The sequence below is a fragment of the Stenotrophomonas sp. GD03819 genome, from assembly GCF_029841665.1.
GTDB classification, from domain to species: Bacteria; Pseudomonadota; Gammaproteobacteria; order Xanthomonadales; family Xanthomonadaceae; genus Stenotrophomonas; species Stenotrophomonas geniculata.
The window spans coordinates 58,716-74,445 of the sequence record NZ_JAOCEW010000009.1 but is presented as its reverse complement, the minus strand read 5'-3'; the positions used below and the strand labels follow the sequence as shown (position 1 = coordinate 74,445).

At 67.5% G+C, this 15,730-nt stretch carries 14 protein-coding genes; 7 read left to right on the top strand and 7 right to left on the bottom strand.

The genetic code is table 11. The features are described from left to right. Window positions 1-13 precede the first annotated feature (13 nt). The 4 genes from N5D45_RS07425 (at window position 14) to N5D45_RS07410 (ending at window position 4,730) form a co-directional block, all read left to right on the top strand. Window positions 14-1,435: an FAD/NAD(P)-binding protein gene (locus N5D45_RS07425; protein ID WP_125437847.1), complete on the top strand. Its 1,422-nt coding sequence runs from the start codon at window positions 14-16 to the stop codon at window positions 1,433-1,435. Window positions 1,436-1,444: 9 nt separating this feature from the next. Then, window positions 1,445-3,637 carry a DNA helicase II gene (gene uvrD, locus N5D45_RS07420; RefSeq protein ID WP_279938693.1) on the top strand — a complete coding sequence of 731 codons (2,193 nt, stop codon included), beginning with the start codon at window positions 1,445-1,447 and terminating at the stop codon, window positions 3,635-3,637. 105 nt (window positions 3,638-3,742) lie between these two features. Then, a complete protein-coding gene (locus N5D45_RS07415) occupies window positions 3,743-4,069 on the top strand; it encodes a low molecular weight protein tyrosine phosphatase family protein (RefSeq protein WP_164192960.1) in 327 nt (108 codons plus the stop codon). A 106-nt stretch (window positions 4,070-4,175) separates the two neighbouring features. Continuing rightward, window positions 4,176-4,730 (top strand): hypothetical protein, encoded by a 555-nt coding sequence (locus N5D45_RS07410; RefSeq protein ID WP_053443736.1) that lies wholly within the window; start codon window positions 4,176-4,178, stop codon window positions 4,728-4,730. A gap of 81 nt (window positions 4,731-4,811) precedes the next feature. Here the strand turns inward: N5D45_RS07410 and N5D45_RS07405 are convergent, their stop codons facing one another. Then, window positions 4,812-4,958 (bottom strand): hypothetical protein, encoded by a 147-nt coding sequence (locus tag N5D45_RS07405; RefSeq protein WP_010482354.1) that lies wholly within the window; start codon window positions 4,956-4,958, stop codon window positions 4,812-4,814. A 185-nt stretch (window positions 4,959-5,143) separates the two neighbouring features. On the opposite strand from N5D45_RS07405, the gene N5D45_RS07400 reads away from it, so the two are divergent. Continuing rightward, window positions 5,144-5,590, top strand: a complete 447-nt coding sequence (locus N5D45_RS07400; protein ID WP_005411629.1) for a universal stress protein — start codon at window positions 5,144-5,146, stop codon at window positions 5,588-5,590. A 133-nt stretch (window positions 5,591-5,723) separates the two neighbouring features. On the opposite strand, the gene N5D45_RS07395 is transcribed toward N5D45_RS07400, so the two are convergent. Next, complete coding sequence (locus tag N5D45_RS07395; RefSeq protein WP_005411628.1) at window positions 5,724-6,008, bottom strand: DUF2782 domain-containing protein; 285 nt, start codon at window positions 6,006-6,008, stop codon at window positions 5,724-5,726. Window positions 6,009-6,106: 98 nt separating this feature from the next. Between N5D45_RS07395 and polA the strand changes: the two genes are divergently transcribed. Continuing rightward, window positions 6,107-8,881, top strand: coding sequence for a DNA polymerase I (gene polA, locus N5D45_RS07390; RefSeq protein ID WP_279938688.1), 2,775 nt, complete (start codon window positions 6,107-6,109; stop codon window positions 8,879-8,881). A gap of 328 nt (window positions 8,882-9,209) precedes the next feature. Next, window positions 9,210-9,689 (top strand): YetF domain-containing protein, encoded by a 480-nt coding sequence (locus tag N5D45_RS07385; protein WP_010482347.1) that lies wholly within the window; start codon window positions 9,210-9,212, stop codon window positions 9,687-9,689. A gap of 78 nt (window positions 9,690-9,767) precedes the next feature. On the opposite strand, the gene N5D45_RS07380 is transcribed toward N5D45_RS07385, so the two are convergent. The 5 genes from N5D45_RS07380 to N5D45_RS07360 form a co-directional block, all read right to left on the bottom strand. After that, window positions 9,768-11,288 (bottom strand): hypothetical protein, encoded by a 1,521-nt coding sequence (locus N5D45_RS07380; RefSeq protein ID WP_279938687.1) that lies wholly within the window; start codon window positions 11,286-11,288, stop codon window positions 9,768-9,770. 98 nt (window positions 11,289-11,386) lie between these two features. After that, window positions 11,387-12,283, bottom strand: coding sequence for an oxygen-dependent coproporphyrinogen oxidase (hemF, locus tag N5D45_RS07375; RefSeq protein WP_107433471.1), 897 nt, complete (start codon window positions 12,281-12,283; stop codon window positions 11,387-11,389). A gap of 54 nt (window positions 12,284-12,337) precedes the next feature. Continuing rightward, window positions 12,338-13,954: a hypothetical protein gene (locus N5D45_RS07370; protein ID WP_279938686.1), complete on the bottom strand. Its 1,617-nt coding sequence runs from the start codon at window positions 13,952-13,954 to the stop codon at window positions 12,338-12,340. Between the two features lie 37 nt (window positions 13,955-13,991). Next, window positions 13,992-15,110 (bottom strand): hypothetical protein, encoded by a 1,119-nt coding sequence (locus tag N5D45_RS07365; RefSeq protein WP_279938685.1) that lies wholly within the window; start codon window positions 15,108-15,110, stop codon window positions 13,992-13,994. Between the two features lie 32 nt (window positions 15,111-15,142). Further along, entirely contained in the window at window positions 15,143-15,703 is a 561-nt protein-coding gene (locus N5D45_RS07360) for a hypothetical protein (protein ID WP_049454183.1), read from the bottom strand. Window positions 15,704-15,730 lie beyond the last annotated feature (27 nt).

The window sequence follows — 15,730 nt, the reverse complement described above, 5'->3', positions numbered from 1 at the left end:
CCTGTCATCGCCGATGGCCTACAATCGGCACATGACTGATTCACCGCGTAATGGCGAACTGGACCTGGCGATCATCGGTGGTGGTGCAGCCGGGGTACTGGTGGCGATCCAGGTACTGCGCCAGGCCCACGCGCCGCTGGCGCTGGCCATCTTCGAACCCGCCTCGCAGCTGGCCCAGGGTATCGCCTATGCCACGCCATGGCCGGAGCACCTGCTGAACGTACCGGCGGCAAAGATGAGTGCGTTTGCCGACCAGCCCGGCGATTTCCTCGACTATCTGGTGGCCGCCAACGCCTACCCGGGCGAGGCGCGCGAGGTGCTGGGCGAGCGTTACGTGTGTCGCCATTACTTTGCTGCCTACCTGCAGCAGCGCCTGCAGGAGGCCGTGGCCGCCAGCCCCGCACAGCTGCAGGTGATCGCGCAGCCGGTACTGGGCCTGCAGCCGGATGACCATGGCTACCAGCTGACACTCGGCGATGGCAGCACGCTGCATGCTGCGCAGGCGGTGCTGGCCACCGGCAACAGCATGCGCCCGTTGCCCGTGGCCGGTGCCGACGCGCTGCCTGCCGATGATGTGATCGAGGCCTGGGACTACGACGGTGTGCGTACCCTGGCCGGCGAACAGGCCGTGGCCATTGTCGGCTCCGGCCTGAGCATGGCCGACACCGTGCTGGCGCTGGTTGCTGCCGGTCACACCGGCCCGCTGCATGTGATCTCGCGTCACGGCCTGCTGCCGCTGCCGCACGCACACGGCGGCCTGCCCACGTTCGATCCGGCGATGCTGCTGCCGATGAACCTGCGCCAGCGCCTGCGCGCGCTACGTGGGTTCGCGCGTCAGGCGCAGGCCGACGGCTTGCCATGGCAGAGCGTGATGGACCGTATCCGTCCGCACGGGCAGGCGCTGTGGTGCAGCCTCGATGAGGCCGACCAGCGTCGTTTCCTGCGCCATGTGGTGCGCTACTGGGACGTGCATCGCCACCGCATCGCCGAAGAGGTGGACGCGCAGCTGCAGGCCCTGCAGGACAGCGGCCAACTGCGTATCCACCGGTCGCGCCTGCAGCGCGTCTGGCGCGACGGCGATGCGCTGCAGTTGTCGGGCCGCGATGCCTCCGGCAATGAACAGCAGTGGACGATCAGCGGTGTGATCAACGCCACCGGCGTCGAAACCCGCGCCAGTGCGCTGCGCAATCCGTTGCTGCAGCAGCTGCAGGCCGATGGGCTGGCCCGCCCCGGCCCGCATGGGCTGGGCCTGGACAGCACGGTGCCGGGCGGCCGCCTGCGCGCCGCCGGTGGCCAGCCACAGGCGCGGCTGGGCGTGCTCGGCAGCCTGCGCATCGGCAGCCTGTGGGAAAGCCTGGCGGTGCCTGAACTGCGTCAGCAGGCGCAGGCGCTCGCCACCGAAGTGATCGCAGGAGCCGCGACGGCGATGCCGTAAAATGGGGGCATGGATGTCTCCCACCTGCTTGATGGCCTGAACCCGGCCCAGCGCGAAGCCGTCTCCGCTCCTCCCGGCCACCACCTGGTGCTGGCCGGTGCCGGTTCCGGCAAGACCCGCGTACTCACCCACCGCATCGCCTGGCTGCATGAAGTCAATGGCGTGCCGACCCACGGCATTTTCGCGGTGACTTTCACCAACAAGGCGGCCGGCGAGATGCGCCACCGCATCGACGCCCAGCTGCCCCATGGCAGCCGCGGCATGTGGATCGGCACCTTCCACGGCCTGGCCAACCGCCTGCTGCGCCTGCACTGGCAGGACGCGAAGCTGCCTGAAGGCTTCCAGGTGATGGATTCGGACGACCAGCTGCGGCTGGTCAAGCGCGTGGTGCAGGCGCTGGAACTGGACGACGGCAAGTACCCGGCCAAGCAGATCGCGTGGTGGATCAACGCGCAGAAGGATGAGGGCCGCCGCCCGCAGCACATCCAGCCCGAGCCGCACGACGCGTGGCTGGAAACCATGCGCCAGGCCTACATCGAGTACCAGGCGCGCTGCGACCGCGCCGGCCTGGTCGACTTCGCCGAGCTGCTGCTGCGCGCGCACGAACTGCTGCGCGACAACCCGGCGCTGCTGTCGCATTACCGCGCCCGCTTCCGCGAGATCCTGGTGGACGAGTTCCAGGACACCAACGCCATCCAGTACGCCTTCGTGCGCGTGCTGGCCGGCGATTCCGGCCACGTGTTCGTGGTCGGCGACGATGACCAGGCCATCTATGGCTGGCGCGGTGCCAAGGTCGAGAACGTGCAGGGCTTCCTGCGCGACTTCCCGGGTGCGCAGACCATCCGCCTGGAGCAGAACTACCGCTCCACCGCCAACATCCTCGGTGCCGCCAACGCGGTGATCGCGCACAATCCCGACCGCATCGGCAAGCAGCTGTGGACCGACAGCGGCGACGGCGAGCCGATCGATCTGTACGCGGCGTACAACGAGATGGACGAGGCGCGCTACATCGTTGAGCGTGCCCGCCAATGGGTGCGCGACGGTGGCAGTTACACCGAAGTGGCCGTGCTCTACCGCAGCAACGCGCAGTCGCGCGCGCTGGAAGAAGCGCTGCTGAGCGAACAGGTGCCGTACCGGGTGTATGGCGGCATGCGCTTCTTCGAGCGTGCCGAAATCAAGGATGCGCTGGCTTACCTGCGCCTGCTGTCCAACCGCAACGATGACGCCGCCTTCGAGCGCGCGGTCAACACGCCCACCCGGGGCATCGGCGACCGCACGCTCGACGAAGTGCGCCGCGAGGCGCGCGCACAGGGCATCTCGTTGTGGGAAGCGACCATGCTGGTCACCCAGGGCAACGCGCTGGCCGCACGCGCGCGCAATGCGCTGGCTGGCTTCCTGGGGCTGGTCAACGAGCTGCAGGCCCAGACCGTGCACATGACCCTGGCCGAGCGCGTGGACCACGTGCTGACCCGCTCGCAGCTGCGCGAGCACTGGAGCAAGGAAAGCCGCAACGCGCTGGATTCGGAATCGCGTACCGACAACCTCGACGAACTGGTCTCGGTGGCGTCGCGCTTCGTGCGCCGCGCCGACGACATCGAGGAAGTGGGCGAGGACATGGACGAGCTGGTCGCGTTCCTGGCCTATGCCGCGCTGGAGGCCGGTGAAGGCCAGGCGCAGGCCGGCGAGGACGGTGTGCAGTTGATGACCCTGCATTCGGCCAAGGGCCTGGAATTCCCGCTGGTGTTCCTGGCGGGCATGGAAGACGGCCTGTTCCCCAGCGCACGTTCGCTGGAAGAAAGCGGGCGGCTGGAGGAAGAGCGCCGCCTGGCCTACGTCGGCATCACCCGCGCGCGCCAGAAGCTGGTGCTGAGCTATGCCGAATCGCGTCGCATCCACGGCCAGGACAACTACAGCCTGCCCTCGCGCTTCCTGCGCGAGATTCCGCGCGAGCTGCTGCATGAAGTGCGCCCGAAGGTGCAGGTCTCGCGGCCGGCCTCGATGGGCGCCAGCCGGGTGATAGGCCATGCCTCGATCGAAGCACCGCCGATCAAGCTCGGCGCGCTGGTCACCCATCCCAAGTTCGGCGAAGGCATGGTGACCGACTACGAAGGCAGCGGCGCCCACGCCCGCGTGCAGGTCGAGTTCGCCGACGCCGGCAGCAAGTGGCTGGTGATGGCCTACGCCAACCTGACGGTGATCTGATCACCGTCGGGGGGGCAGGAATTCCTGTAGAGCCGAGCCATGCTCGGCTGCTTTTGGCGGAGAAAACCAGCCGAGCATCGCTCGGCTCTACCAAGGTGAGTACGCATGACCCGCAACGTGCTCTTCCTCTGCAGCCAGAACCGCCTGCGCAGCCCGACGGCCGAGCAGGTATTCGCCGATTGGCCGGGCATCGAGACCGCCTCGGCCGGGCTGCTGGCCGACGCCGAGGAAGTGCTCAGCCCCGAGCTGCTGCAGTGGGCCGACCTGGTGTTCGTGATGGAACGCGCCCACCGCAACCGGCTGTCCAGCCGCTACAAGGCATGGCTGAACGGCAAGCGGGTGATCTGCCTGGATATCCCGGATGACTACGAGTACATGGCCCCGGTGCTGGTGGAGTTGCTGAAGCGCAAGGTGACGCCGTTCCTGCGCTGACGGGCTGTTGTAGAGCCGAGCCCATGCTCGGCTGCTTCTGGCGCGAAAAGCAGCCGAGCATGGGCCTGGCTCTACAATAGGCGGCACTTCTTCCAGGAACGCCCCCATGACCGAACCCACGCTGCACGTCACCGTGAAGTTGAACGCCCGGCTGCAGCCCGAGCATCGCCACGAGCTGTTCGAGGATCCGCTCGACGCGCTGCTGCAGGCGGCCCAGGTGGGCGAGCTCACCGGCGGCGGCACCGCGATGTCGGATCTGGGTGAGGTCGAATACGGCGACATCGAAGTGGCACTGGTCGGTGCGGATGGCGTGCCGAAGCTGATCGACCTGCTGGAACAGCTGGGCGCGCCGAAGGGTTCGCAGCTGCAGGGGGCTGGCGAGGCTGATCGCAGCTTCGGCGTGACCGAGGGCCTGGGCATCTACCTGGATGGCCTGAACCTGCCGGACGAAGTCTACGAACAGTGCGATTCCAACCACGTATTCGAACAACTGTCGGAGAACATCGACGGCCTGGGCGAGATCTGCAGCTGGTGGCAGGGCCCGACCGAAACCGCGCTGTACATGTATGGCGAATCGTTCGAGGCGATGCGTGATGCGATTGCCGAATTCGTGGCCAGCTATCCGCTGTGCCAGAACGCACGCGTGGTGCAGATCGCCTGAGGGCGGGCCTGATGTAGAGCCGGGCCAATGCTCGGCTGCTTCATCCGCAGCCGGGCATGGGCCCGGCTCTACAGAAGCAGGTTACTTGCCCGCTGCCTGAAGGGCGTTGTCGCGCAGCGCCATGTCCTTGCCGATCTGGTAGCCGCCGAACAGCACCGCCAAGGCGATGATCGCGGCGACCATGATGGATTTCTGGGAACTCCAGACGGGCGGCTTGTTGTCCTGCATGTCGGTCGTCCTTGGGCGCGGCAGTGCGCCGCCCGCCGAGCATGCGCCGCCCGACCGGTGCGTGCAAGCGGACGGTGCGCACACGCCGCTGCGCGGCGCCGGATTGATCCTGCTCAAGGCGCAGCCTGCACATCCGGTGTGTAATGGTGTCGTTCCCATCTGGCAGATCGCCACGGAGCCCCACCATGTACAAGCGCATCCTGATTGCCACCGACGGGTCCGAGCTGGCCGACAAGGGCCTGGCCAAGGGCCTGGAGCTGGCCAAGGACCTCAATGCCGAGGTCGATATCGTGACTGTGTCCGAGCCGTGGGCCGTCGGCATGTACGACGCCATGGGCTGGAGCGTGGGCTACATGAACAGCCCGGAGTACAAGGCCGACCGCGAGGAAGGCGCGCAGAAGGTGCTGCAGCCGGCGCTGGCCAAGGCCGCCGAGCAGGGCATTACCGCCAACCCGGTGCATGTGCTGGACCGCTACGCGGCCGACGGCATCATCGAGACGGCGGGCGAGCGCAACAGTGATTTGATCGTGATGACCTCGCATGGCCGCCGTGGCGTGACCCGCGTGCTGCTGGGCAGCCAGACTGCCGAGGTGCTGGCACGCAGCACGTTGCCGGTGCTGGTCATCCGCTGATTCAAGCGTTCCCGGGGAGGGGACCCGACGCCGGCCGCAGGATGCGCGCCGGCGTTGTTTTTTGTGGGGGGCCGGGGGTGAATCCACGCATGGCGTGGATCCACTGGATCGCAGGGATCCGACCCCGGTCAGATCACCAGCTGTACAGCTTCCAGTACACCGGCGACACGCCATCCTTGTCGTTGTCGAAACGGCCGTCGCCGTTCTTGTCGTACATGTAGAACGGGGCACCGCGCGACGGGGTCACCTTGACCATGCGCAGCTGGCCGGACACGCGGTATTCCTCGATGACATCGCCGTTGTCCATGGTGCGCTTGGATACATCCGCGCCCTTGACGTCCACCGGGGGAGCGCCCGCACCACCCATGCTGGCGCAGCCAGCGAGCAGGAGCAGGGAAGCCAGCATCAGGGTCTTCATCGGCGGGGGCCTTTGCCTGGAAAGAGCCTTGATTATGCCCCATCGCCGGGCGCCTGCCGTGTCGCCGCGATGCAGGCACGGGCGCGTAGAATCGACCCATGAGCAGATTAGTCCTGATCGACGGGTCCAGTTACCTGTACCGCGCGTTCCACGCGCTGCCGCCCCTGTCCAATGCACAGGGTGAACCCACCGGCGCGCTGTTCGGCGTGGTCAACATGCTGCGCTCGACGCTGAAGGAACGCCCGGCTTACGTGGCGTTCGTGGTCGATGCGCCCGGCAAGACCTTCCGCGATGACCTCTACGACCAGTACAAGGCCAACCGCCCGCCGATGCCCGATGAGCTGCGCAGCCAGGTCGAGCCGATGTGCCGCATCGTCGAAGCGCTGGGCATCAGCATCCTGCGCATTCCCGGCGTGGAAGCCGACGATGTGATCGGCACGCTGGCCCTGCAGGGCGTGGCGCAGGACCTGAAGGTGACCATCTCCACCGGCGACAAGGACTTTGCCCAGCTGGTGCGCCCGGGCATCGAGCTGGTCAACACCATGACCGGCAGCCGCATGGATTCGGACGCGGCGGTGATGGAGAAGTTCGGCGTGCGCGCCGACCAGATCATCGACCTGCTGGCGCTGATGGGCGATACCGTCGACAACGTGCCGGGCGTAGAGAAGTGCGGGCCGAAGACCGCCGCCAAGTGGCTGGCCGAGTATCAGCACCTGGATGGGGTGATGGCGGCCGCGCCGACCATGAAGGGCAAGATCGGCGAGAACCTGCGGGCGGCGCTGGAGCGGCTGCCGCTGAACCGCGAGCTGGTGACCATCCGCACCGACGTGGAGCTGGACGCCAGCCCGACCATGCTGGCCCTGCGCGAGCAGGACGTGCCGGAGTTGACCGAGCTGTATGCGCGCTACGGCTTCACCCAGGCGCTGAAGGAGCTGGGTGCACCGCTGCCGGCGCCGACGGCCGCCAGCGAAGCAACGCCGAGCCTGCGCGGTACGGCAGCAGGCTTTGCCCGCGGCAGCGCCGAGGCACCGGCAGCGGGCACGCTGGATCCGGCGCTGGCCGCGCCAGGTGAATACGAGACCGTGCTGACCGCCGAGCAGCTGCAGGCCTGGGTCGAGCGCCTGCAGCAGGCGGACCTGATCAGCTTCGATACCGAAACCGATGCGCTGGACGCGATGCGTGCGCGCCTGGTCGGCGTCAGTCTGGCGGTCGAGCCGGGCAAGGCCGCCTACATTCCGGTCGGCCACGATTACCCGGGGGCGCCGGCCCAGCTGCCGATGCAGCAGGTGCTGGATGCGCTGCGCCCGATGCTGCAGGACCCGGCGAAGAAGAAGCTCGGCCAGCACGGCAAGTACGACCTGCACGTGCTGCGCCGTCACGGCGTGGACGTGCAGGGCTACCACGACGACACCATGCTCGAGAGCTTCGTGCTCAATTCCACCGCCACCCGCCACGACATGGATTCGCTGGCCCTGCGCTATCTGGGCTACAAAACCATCAAGTTCGAGGACGTGGCCGGCAAGGGCGCCAAGCAGATTCCGTTCTCGCAGGTGGGCATCGACGAAGCCAGCCGCTATGCGGCCGAGGACGCCGACATCACCTTGCGCCTGCACCGCGCGCTGCAGCCGCAGCTGCTGGCCGAACCGGCACTGGACAGCGTGTACCGCGACATCGAGATGCCGCTGGTGCCGGTGCTGACCAGCATCGAAGCCAACGGCGTGCGGGTCGACACCGACGAACTGCGCCGGCAGAGCCAGGACCTGTCCTCGCGCATGCTGGCGGCGCAGCAGAAGGCCACCGAACTGGCTGGGCGCAGCTTCAACCTGGATTCGCCCAAGCAGCTGCAGGCGGTGCTGTTCGACGAGCTGAAGCTGCCGGCGGTGGTGAAGACCCCGAAGGGCCAGCCCAGCACCAATGAAGAGGCACTGGAGGCGATTGCCGACCAGCACGAGCTGCCGCGTGTGATCCTGGAGTACCGCGGGCTGGCCAAGCTGCGCAGCACCTATACCGACAAGCTGCCGGAGATGGTCAACCCGGACACCGGCCGCGTGCATACCAGCTACCACCAGTCCGGCGCCGCCACCGGCCGCCTGTCCTCGTCGGACCCCAACCTGCAGAACATCCCGATCCGCACCGAAGATGGCCGCCGCATCCGCCGCGCGTTCATCGCCCCGGAGGGCTTCCAGCTGCTGGCCGCCGACTACTCGCAGATCGAGCTGCGGATCATGGCGCACCTGTCCGAGGACCCGGGTCTGGTGCGTGCCTTCGAGCAGGGCGCCGACGTGCACCGTGCCACCGCCGCCGAGGTGTTCGGGCGTACGCTGGAAGAGGTGACCCCGAACGAGCGCCGCGCTGCCAAGGCGATCAACTTCGGCTTGATGTACGGCATGAGCGCCTTCGGCCTGGCCCGCAACCTGGGCATCGACCGCGGCCAGGCGCAGGACTACGTGGCGCTGTACTTCAGCCGCTACCCGGGCGTGCGTGACTTCATGGAGCGGATGCGCCAGCAGGCCCGCGACCAGGGCTATGTGGAGACCCTGTTCGGCCGCCGCCTGTACCTGAACGACATTCATGCACGTAACCAGGGCCTGCGCGCCGGTGCCGAGCGTGCTGCGATCAACGCGCCGATGCAGGGCACCGCCGCCGACATCATCAAGCGCGCGATGGTGGACGTGGACCGGTGGCTGCGCGACAGCGGGGCACCGGCACGGATGATCCTGCAGGTGCACGATGAACTGGTCTTCGAAACCGAAAGTAGTTTCGTTGAAGACTTACGTTTGCAGGTGGTGGAGCGCATGTCGCAAGCGGCCAAACTGCGCGTGCCGCTGGTGGTCGATACCGGCATCGGCAACAACTGGGACGAAGCACACTGAGGGTGTTTCAGGCCGAAAACGACGTGAATTCGTTCATTCGTCAGAGGTTTCTGACTCGATCATGAATGTTGCCCTGATCGAGGTTCATTAAATTGGGCCCCTTCACGAACCGTTAGTGTTCGGAGTGCTTCTATAACTCTCGACAGGCGCAACGCCTGTTGTGGATCTCTCCCATCCCCTGGAGCAGATCTCGGAACGGGGACTCCTCCCCAAGTGCCCGTTCCCCGGCCCCGTTGACCTCCCCCTGGTCAGCGGGGCTTTTTATTTGCGCCGTTGCCAGACGCCATGGCCTGCGCCACGCTGGGCCACCGCTCCGCAGGGGAAGACCATGCCCGACCTGTTCGCACTGGCAATGCCGTGGTGGGAGTTCATCCTGCGCGCGGTGGTGGTCTATGTCGTGGTGCTGGGCATGGTCCGGCTTGGCGGCAAGCGGGCTCTAGGGCAGATCACGCCGTTCGACGTGCTGTTGATCGTGCTGCTGGGCAATGCGGTGCAGAACGCGCTGCTGGGCACCGATACCTCGCTGGGCGGTGGCCTGCTGCTGGCCGCAACCCTGATCCTGCTCAACTATGGGGTAGGCTGGGTGAGTACCCGCAGCCGGCGGATCGAGCGCCTGGTTGAAGGAGAACCCGTGGTGATCGCGCGTGATGGGCGCCTGTTCGACGCCGTTCTGCGTCGCGAGCAGGTCACGCGTGCCGATTTCGAGGCCGCCATGCGCCAGCAGGGCGGCCTGGGCGTGAAGGATGTCGAGCTGGCCCTGCTGGAAATCAACGGGCATATCACCATCATTCCGAGGAAGAGCACCTGACCTTGTAGAGCCGAGCCCATGCTCGGCTGCCTTGCGTCCGGAGCCGAGCATGGGCTCGGCTCTACAGGTGCATGAGCCTCAGGGCGCGGCTTCGGCCTTCAGTGCCGGCCAGTTGCGGGTGGCGTCCACATCACAGGCCACGTGCGTGCCTTTGCCATCCTTCGCGCAGATCGCAGCCATGGCTTGCGGGATCTTCGGGTCTGCGGTGTGCGAATACACCGCTGCCAATGCCAGGCAGCCTTCGCGCACGCCCGCGCCGCACAGCGTCTCGAAGTAGGGCAGCGACGCGGCCCATTTTTCGGACTCGAACAGCGCTTCGCCGGCAACCTTGCAGCCCAGCAGCTTGCCATCGGTACAGCAGGCCTTGGCGCCGTCCTTGCGTGCCAGGGTCGGGCAATCCAGCGGCAGCGGGATCTCCACGAAGGCCACCGGTGGCTTGCAGCTGGCCCCGCCGGCAGAGGGTTTGCGCTGGTAGTAGGCGAAGCGGTTGCCGCTGTCGATTCCGATCAGGTTGCCGTTCTGCAGCGCCTGCAGCACAAAGTCGCTGCCGACGTCGCGGCGGATCAGGATGCGCCCGCCTTCCAGGCTGGCGCGCAGGCGCTGGCTGCGGCCCTCGACATCGACCACGCCGCCATCGAGGAAGTTCAGCTGCGAGAGCACGCTGTGCTCGGCTTCGTAGCGCCCGCAGGGCAGGGTGATGGCTGGCACCGGTGCCAGCGCCGTGGCCGGCACCGTGTCCAGCACCGCGAGACGTCTGGCGGTCTCGCACTCGGATGCCTCCGGGCGCTGTGCGCAGGCCAGCTGCACCGCGTCGCGGGACTGCAGCGTGCGCCCGGCACTCCACAGTACATCGGCTACCTTGCTGCAGAACGTCTCACCGTGCTGCTGCCGGCACAGCGCAGACAATTCATCGAGCTGCGCGGCCGGCAGCAGCGGCGCCATCGCGTGTTCCAGCCCGAACACCAGCTTGCCCATCTGCTCCCAGGTCACCACTGAGGCCATCGCCTCGCATCCTTCTGCGTCGAACGATGGGGAATCTTCCTTGCAGAGTTCAGGCATCGGTGGCTCTGCCCGCGTGGCCTTCGGGGCCGCGTCCTTGGCCTGCTGCTGGTAGGTTTCCAGCAACTGCACGCAGGCCGCGCCCACGCCTTCGGCGCACCAGGCGTGCAGCTTCGGCGGTGCGGCCTCGGGCAACGCCTCCAGGCAGTCCGAGGTATTCATCACGCAGCCGCCCTCGATCGGTTCCGGCATCGCCTTGCAGGCCGCGGAGCGCTGGCGGGTGAACTCGCCATAGGGAGTGACGATGTTGCGGTCGTCGTTCTCGAAGAACCAGTTTTCCAGGCGGCCGGTGCTCAGGTTGCCGGTGCCGAGCACGTCCTGCTCGCGGGCCACGCGCAGTTCTTCGGTGGCCTGGTAGGGACCGGACAGGTGGCCGTGACCCTCGCTCTCGAGGGTCAGCGTGGTGGTGCCGCTGCTGTTGGTGTAAGTACCACAGGCCATTGACTGCGCCGATGCCGGCAGCGCGGCTGAGGCCAGTGCAAGCAACAGCAGGGAGCGCCAGCCCGCAGCGCGGGGACGGAAGGAAACAGCGACAGACATTGGGGGATCATCCTTGAAGGAGGTACAGCAGGACCTGTCCGGTGCTGGACGCACTACAGGCGGGGAAGGCGCCACGCGTCAGGCGTGGCGCCGGAAGATCAGAGCCAGTCGCGCGGCACCAGGTAGTCGGCCAGGCGCGCCTCGGCGCTGCCGGCCTCCGGGCTGAAGCCGTATTCCCAGCGCACCCGCGGCGGCAGGCTCATCAGGATGCTCTCGCTGCGGCCACCGCTCTGCAGACCGAACAGCGTGCCGCGGTCATAGACCAGGTTGAATTCCACGTAGCGGCCACGGCGGTACAGCTGGAACTCGCGTTCGCGCTCGCCATGGGCGGTGTCCTTGCGCTGCTGCACGATCGGCAGGTAGGCGTCGAGGAAGCCATCGCCGACCGCGCGCAGGTAATCGAAATCGCGCTCGAAGTCGCCATGCAGGTCGTCGAAGAACAGGCCGCCGACGCCGCGCGTTTCATTGCGGTGGCGCAGGAAGAAGTACTCGTCGCACCAGCGCTTGTGCGCGGCATAGCGTTCTTCGCCGAATGGCGTGCACAGGTCGCGTGCGACCCGGTGCCAATGCTGCACGTCCTCGTCGAACGGATAGAACGGGGTCAGGTCGAAGCCGCCGCCGAACCAGCTGGCCACCACTTCGCCGTCGCGCTGCGCCTGGAAGAAGCGCACGTTGGCATGGGTGGTCGGCACGTAGGGATTGAGCGGGTGGAACACCAGCGACACGCCGGTGGCGCGCCAGGAGGCGCCGGCCAGTTCCGGGCGGTTGGCCGAGGCCGATGGCGGCAGGCGGCTGCCGGCCACGTCGGAGAAGCCGATGCCGGCCTGCTCGAACACCGCACCGTCACGCAGCACGCGGGTGCGCCCGCCACCGCCCTCGGCCCGCTGCCACAGGTCTTCCTGGAAGCGGGCCTGGCCATCGACGGCCTCGATCGCCGCACAGATGCGGTCCTGCAGGTCGGTGAGGTAGGCGCGCACGCGCTCGAATTCGTTCATGGCGCGTACTTTACCGCAGGGCCCGGCCGAAGCTGCGGGCAGGCCCTGGCCGGCTCAGCGCTTGCGGTTGGAATTGCGCGGTACCGGAGTGTCGTCCACCGCCGCCTCGTCAACCGCCTTCTGCAGGGCACCGCCCAGCGTGATCAGCTCCCAGTTCTGGGTTTCGAGCACGTCGCAGGCCACATGCAGGCCGCTGCGGTCGGCCTTGCACAGCTGTTCCAGGATTCGACGCGCGTCCACCTCCGCACCGTTGCCTTGTGCGGTGACCAGATTCTCGCAACTCTCGCGGACACCGGCACGGCAGACCGTTGTGTAGTGCTCGACGGCCTGCAGCCAGTGCCCGGACAACGCAAGACGGTTGCCGAGAATGTTGCAGCCCTGCAGCTTGCCCTGCGCGCAGCAGGCGTCGGCACCGTCCTCGTTGGTCAGTGCCAGCGGGCAATCCTGTGGCAGTGGCAGCACCCTGAACTGCTTCGGCGCACTGCACCGGGTCGGGCCCTCCCCGGTGGGGACGAACACCTGGAAGCGGGTCCAGTTATCCAGGCCCAGCAGCTGCCCGCCGGGCAGCGGGCGCAGCACGAAGTCGCCGTCCCGGTCGTGGCGGATGCGGATGTCGCCCGCTTCGACGCGCGCGCGAAGATGGCTGCTCCAGCCGACACCGACCAGGCCGGCATCGCCGAAATCCAGCGTGTCCATCAGGCCGCCGTCGGACCGGTAACTGCCGCAGGGCAGGACCGTTGCCGGCTGCGGCTGCAACGATGCACCCACCGCCTGCAACGCCGGCAGGCGCTGGCAGGTGGCGGTGTCATTGCCGGGGGGGCAGGCTGCAACCAGGGCCTGCACCGCCTGCTGGGGATCTCCCGCCTCCCAGGACAGCTCAGCCACGCGGGTGCAGAAGCCGCCGTGCGCTACCTCGCGGCACAGCCGCAACAACTGCTGGCGCCGCTCGGCTGGAATGATCACCGGCACGGTCGGCGCCGTCATCGTCACCACGGCTTCGGTCATGGCTGCCGTCATCGCCGCCTTGACCAGCTGCTCCTGCACTGCGGGGGCGGCCTCGAGTGCGGCGGCACACGCCGGGGTTCCCTGTTCGAAGCCACCGTCGTCACAGGCGGCGGGGAGTTTGATGCCGGACAGGGCGGCGTCGAGCGCTGCCTTTGCCAGGGCAGGATCGGCCTCGACCGTAGGTTTGGCCTCCTCGTGCCAACGATCAGCCAGTTGCAGGCACATGCCGGGCACGCCTTCCCGGCACCCTGATTCCAGCGCGGCCGGGGTGGCTTCGCGACGGTTGTCCAGGCACGCCGCCGCATCGGCCAGGCAGCTGCCTTCAGCCGGCGCGGCGGCTGCGGCGCACTGTGCAGGGGCCTGCAGGATGTAGACCGTGCCATCCACCTCGACCGTCCGGCCACGATCGCGCACCTGCAGCGCGCTGGGCAGGCCGTACTCCAGGTTCACCAGTTGCAGCTTTCCGTCGATCTGCTGGAACGCGACCGGAGAGGGCGCACTGCCGAAGTGTTTCTGCTCGCCGCGGTTTGGCGAGCTGATGCGCAGCGTACCGCTGCCTTCGTCGGCCTTGAACATGCCGCATTGCGGTGACTGTGCGGCGGCCATCGGCGCGGCCAGCAGCAGTGCCCAGGCCAGCCAGCGGCGGCGCGGTGCGGGTGAATGCATGTCGTCTCCTTGACGATCGAACGGAAAACTCCAAGCGCTACGGCGAACCACGGCCCTCGCGCGGGGGCGTGCATTGTGCCGTGCCGGGCACCGGCTGGTAACGCTGATATCCCGTCTGCGCATCCATACCAAGCAGGTCGCCATTGCCGAGCTGACGCAGCACAAGGTTTTCGCCGTTCTGCTGCAGGTGGATCGCGCCGTCATGCAGACGGCCACGCGCGCCATCGCCGAAGTCGAGCCTGTCGATCACGCCACTGTCGGCCTGATAGCGGCCGCACGGCACCTGCTGGGCCGGGACGAGGCGCAGGTCCGCGCCGAGATCGCGCAGCGGTGCGATGCGTTCGCAGGCACTGATGCGGCCTGCATCGCAGACCACCTGCAGGGCCTGCACCGCCAACGCGGGTTCCAGCGCGATCAACTGCTGTTCGGCCACTTCGACGCAGAAGCGACCACTGCGGTGCTGCAGGCACAGCTGCTGCAGACGATCGCGTGCAGCGGCCGGAAGCGGTGAATCCAGTGCGTCTTCGTCTTCCTGTTGCAGGCGTTCACCCACCCGCTGCATCGCGGTGGCCAGCGCATCACCGGTCAGCGCCTCGCAGGCCTGCGGGTCATGCTCGGGCGTGTGTTCGCGGCAGGCGGACGGGCGCTCGAAGAGGGCGGCGCCGGTGTCACCAGCGGCTGCGGCGTTGCCATCGCGCAGTTGTCGCAACAGCGCCGAGCAGCCCGCGCCAACGCCTTCGCCGCACGCGCGCTGGGCCTGGCCGGGAGAGGCCGTGGGCAGCTGCGCAATGCAGTGGCTGCCGGCGGCGCGACAGCTGCCGTCCATCGTGCTGGGCTCGACGGTGCAGGCACGGGACTGGCGCAGGGTGTAGGTCACCACCCCGTCGTCCTCGATGCGCTGGCCACCGGCACTGATCCGGATCGGCTCCGCCACGCCATCGTCGAGCATGACCAGGCGCGTCTGCGCCGCACTGCGATCAACCCACAGCGGCTGCGGCTCGCTGCCGTCATCGTGGTGGTAGCCGCTGCTGGGGGTGGTGAACACCAGCGCCATGCCGCCATCGGCGCTGCGGTATTCGCCACACTGCAACGCGTCGGCGCCGGCTGGCAGCGCGGCGAACAGCAGCAGTGCGGGGAGAAGAGCCTGCAAGCGCATGCGACGGTCCTTGTCGTGCGGAAAAGGGGGACTCAGTGGAAACGTGAGCGGATGTCCGGCCGCAGCAGGCGCCAGGCCAGCCAGCCCTGCAGGCCGAGGAACACAAATGACATGGCCACCACGGTCAGCGTGATCAACCAGCGTTTCAGATGGAGTTCCTGCTGCAGGAGGGCGTCGTCGGAGAGAAACGGGATGACGTCACGCATGAACACGTCCAACCAGCCGGCGATCGCAAAGTTGGTCAATGCGCTCAGCAGCAGGATCACCACAAAGCTCCACAGGCCCCAGCTGCGCTCGCGCAGCAGGCCCCAGCTGGCCAGGGTCGAGGCCAGGCACAGCAGCGCGACGATCAACGACGCGGCCACCGGATGCGCCAAAAGCCAGATCAGGCTGTGCAGGTGCTGGTCTTGCACTTCCCTCTCAACCAGATGCCAGATCGGAAGGTTGTGCAGCGGCCACAGCAGCAGTCCCTGCATCACGAAGTAGACCGTGAGCAGCAGTGACAGCCAGAACGAGGCCTGTGCGATCGGGCGCACCCAGGCGTGATAGGCCGGCTGGACCAGCGAAGGAATCGGCGGGATCGACATTGACATCCGGTGTCCTTGCAATCGGTGCCCGCG

Excerpts from the sequence above, each read along its gene's own strand:
- N5D45_RS07425 (WP_125437847.1), top strand. The coding sequence starts at position 14 with ATGGCCTACAATCGGCACATGACTGATTCACCGCGTAATGGCGAACTG.
- uvrD (WP_279938693.1), top strand. The coding sequence starts at position 1,445 with ATGGATGTCTCCCACCTGCTTGATGGCCTGAACCCGGCCCAGCGCGAA.
- N5D45_RS07415 (WP_164192960.1), top strand. The coding sequence starts at position 3,743 with ATGACCCGCAACGTGCTCTTCCTCTGCAGCCAGAACCGCCTGCGCAGC.
- N5D45_RS07410 (WP_053443736.1), top strand. The coding sequence starts at position 4,176 with ATGACCGAACCCACGCTGCACGTCACCGTGAAGTTGAACGCCCGGCTG.
- N5D45_RS07405 (WP_010482354.1), bottom strand. The coding sequence starts at position 4,958 with ATGCAGGACAACAAGCCGCCCGTCTGGAGTTCCCAGAAATCCATCATG.
- N5D45_RS07400 (WP_005411629.1), top strand. The coding sequence starts at position 5,144 with ATGTACAAGCGCATCCTGATTGCCACCGACGGGTCCGAGCTGGCCGAC.
- N5D45_RS07395 (WP_005411628.1), bottom strand. The coding sequence starts at position 6,008 with ATGAAGACCCTGATGCTGGCTTCCCTGCTCCTGCTCGCTGGCTGCGCC.
- polA (WP_279938688.1), top strand. The coding sequence starts at position 6,107 with ATGAGCAGATTAGTCCTGATCGACGGGTCCAGTTACCTGTACCGCGCG.
- N5D45_RS07385 (WP_010482347.1), top strand. The coding sequence starts at position 9,210 with ATGCCCGACCTGTTCGCACTGGCAATGCCGTGGTGGGAGTTCATCCTG.
- N5D45_RS07380 (WP_279938687.1), bottom strand. The coding sequence starts at position 11,288 with ATGTCTGTCGCTGTTTCCTTCCGTCCCCGCGCTGCGGGCTGGCGCTCC.
- hemF (WP_107433471.1), bottom strand. The coding sequence starts at position 12,283 with ATGAACGAATTCGAGCGCGTGCGCGCCTACCTCACCGACCTGCAGGAC.
- N5D45_RS07370 (WP_279938686.1), bottom strand. The coding sequence starts at position 13,954 with ATGCATTCACCCGCACCGCGCCGCCGCTGGCTGGCCTGGGCACTGCTG.
- N5D45_RS07365 (WP_279938685.1), bottom strand. The coding sequence starts at position 15,110 with ATGCGCTTGCAGGCTCTTCTCCCCGCACTGCTGCTGTTCGCCGCGCTG.
- N5D45_RS07360 (WP_049454183.1), bottom strand. The coding sequence starts at position 15,703 with ATGTCAATGTCGATCCCGCCGATTCCTTCGCTGGTCCAGCCGGCCTAT.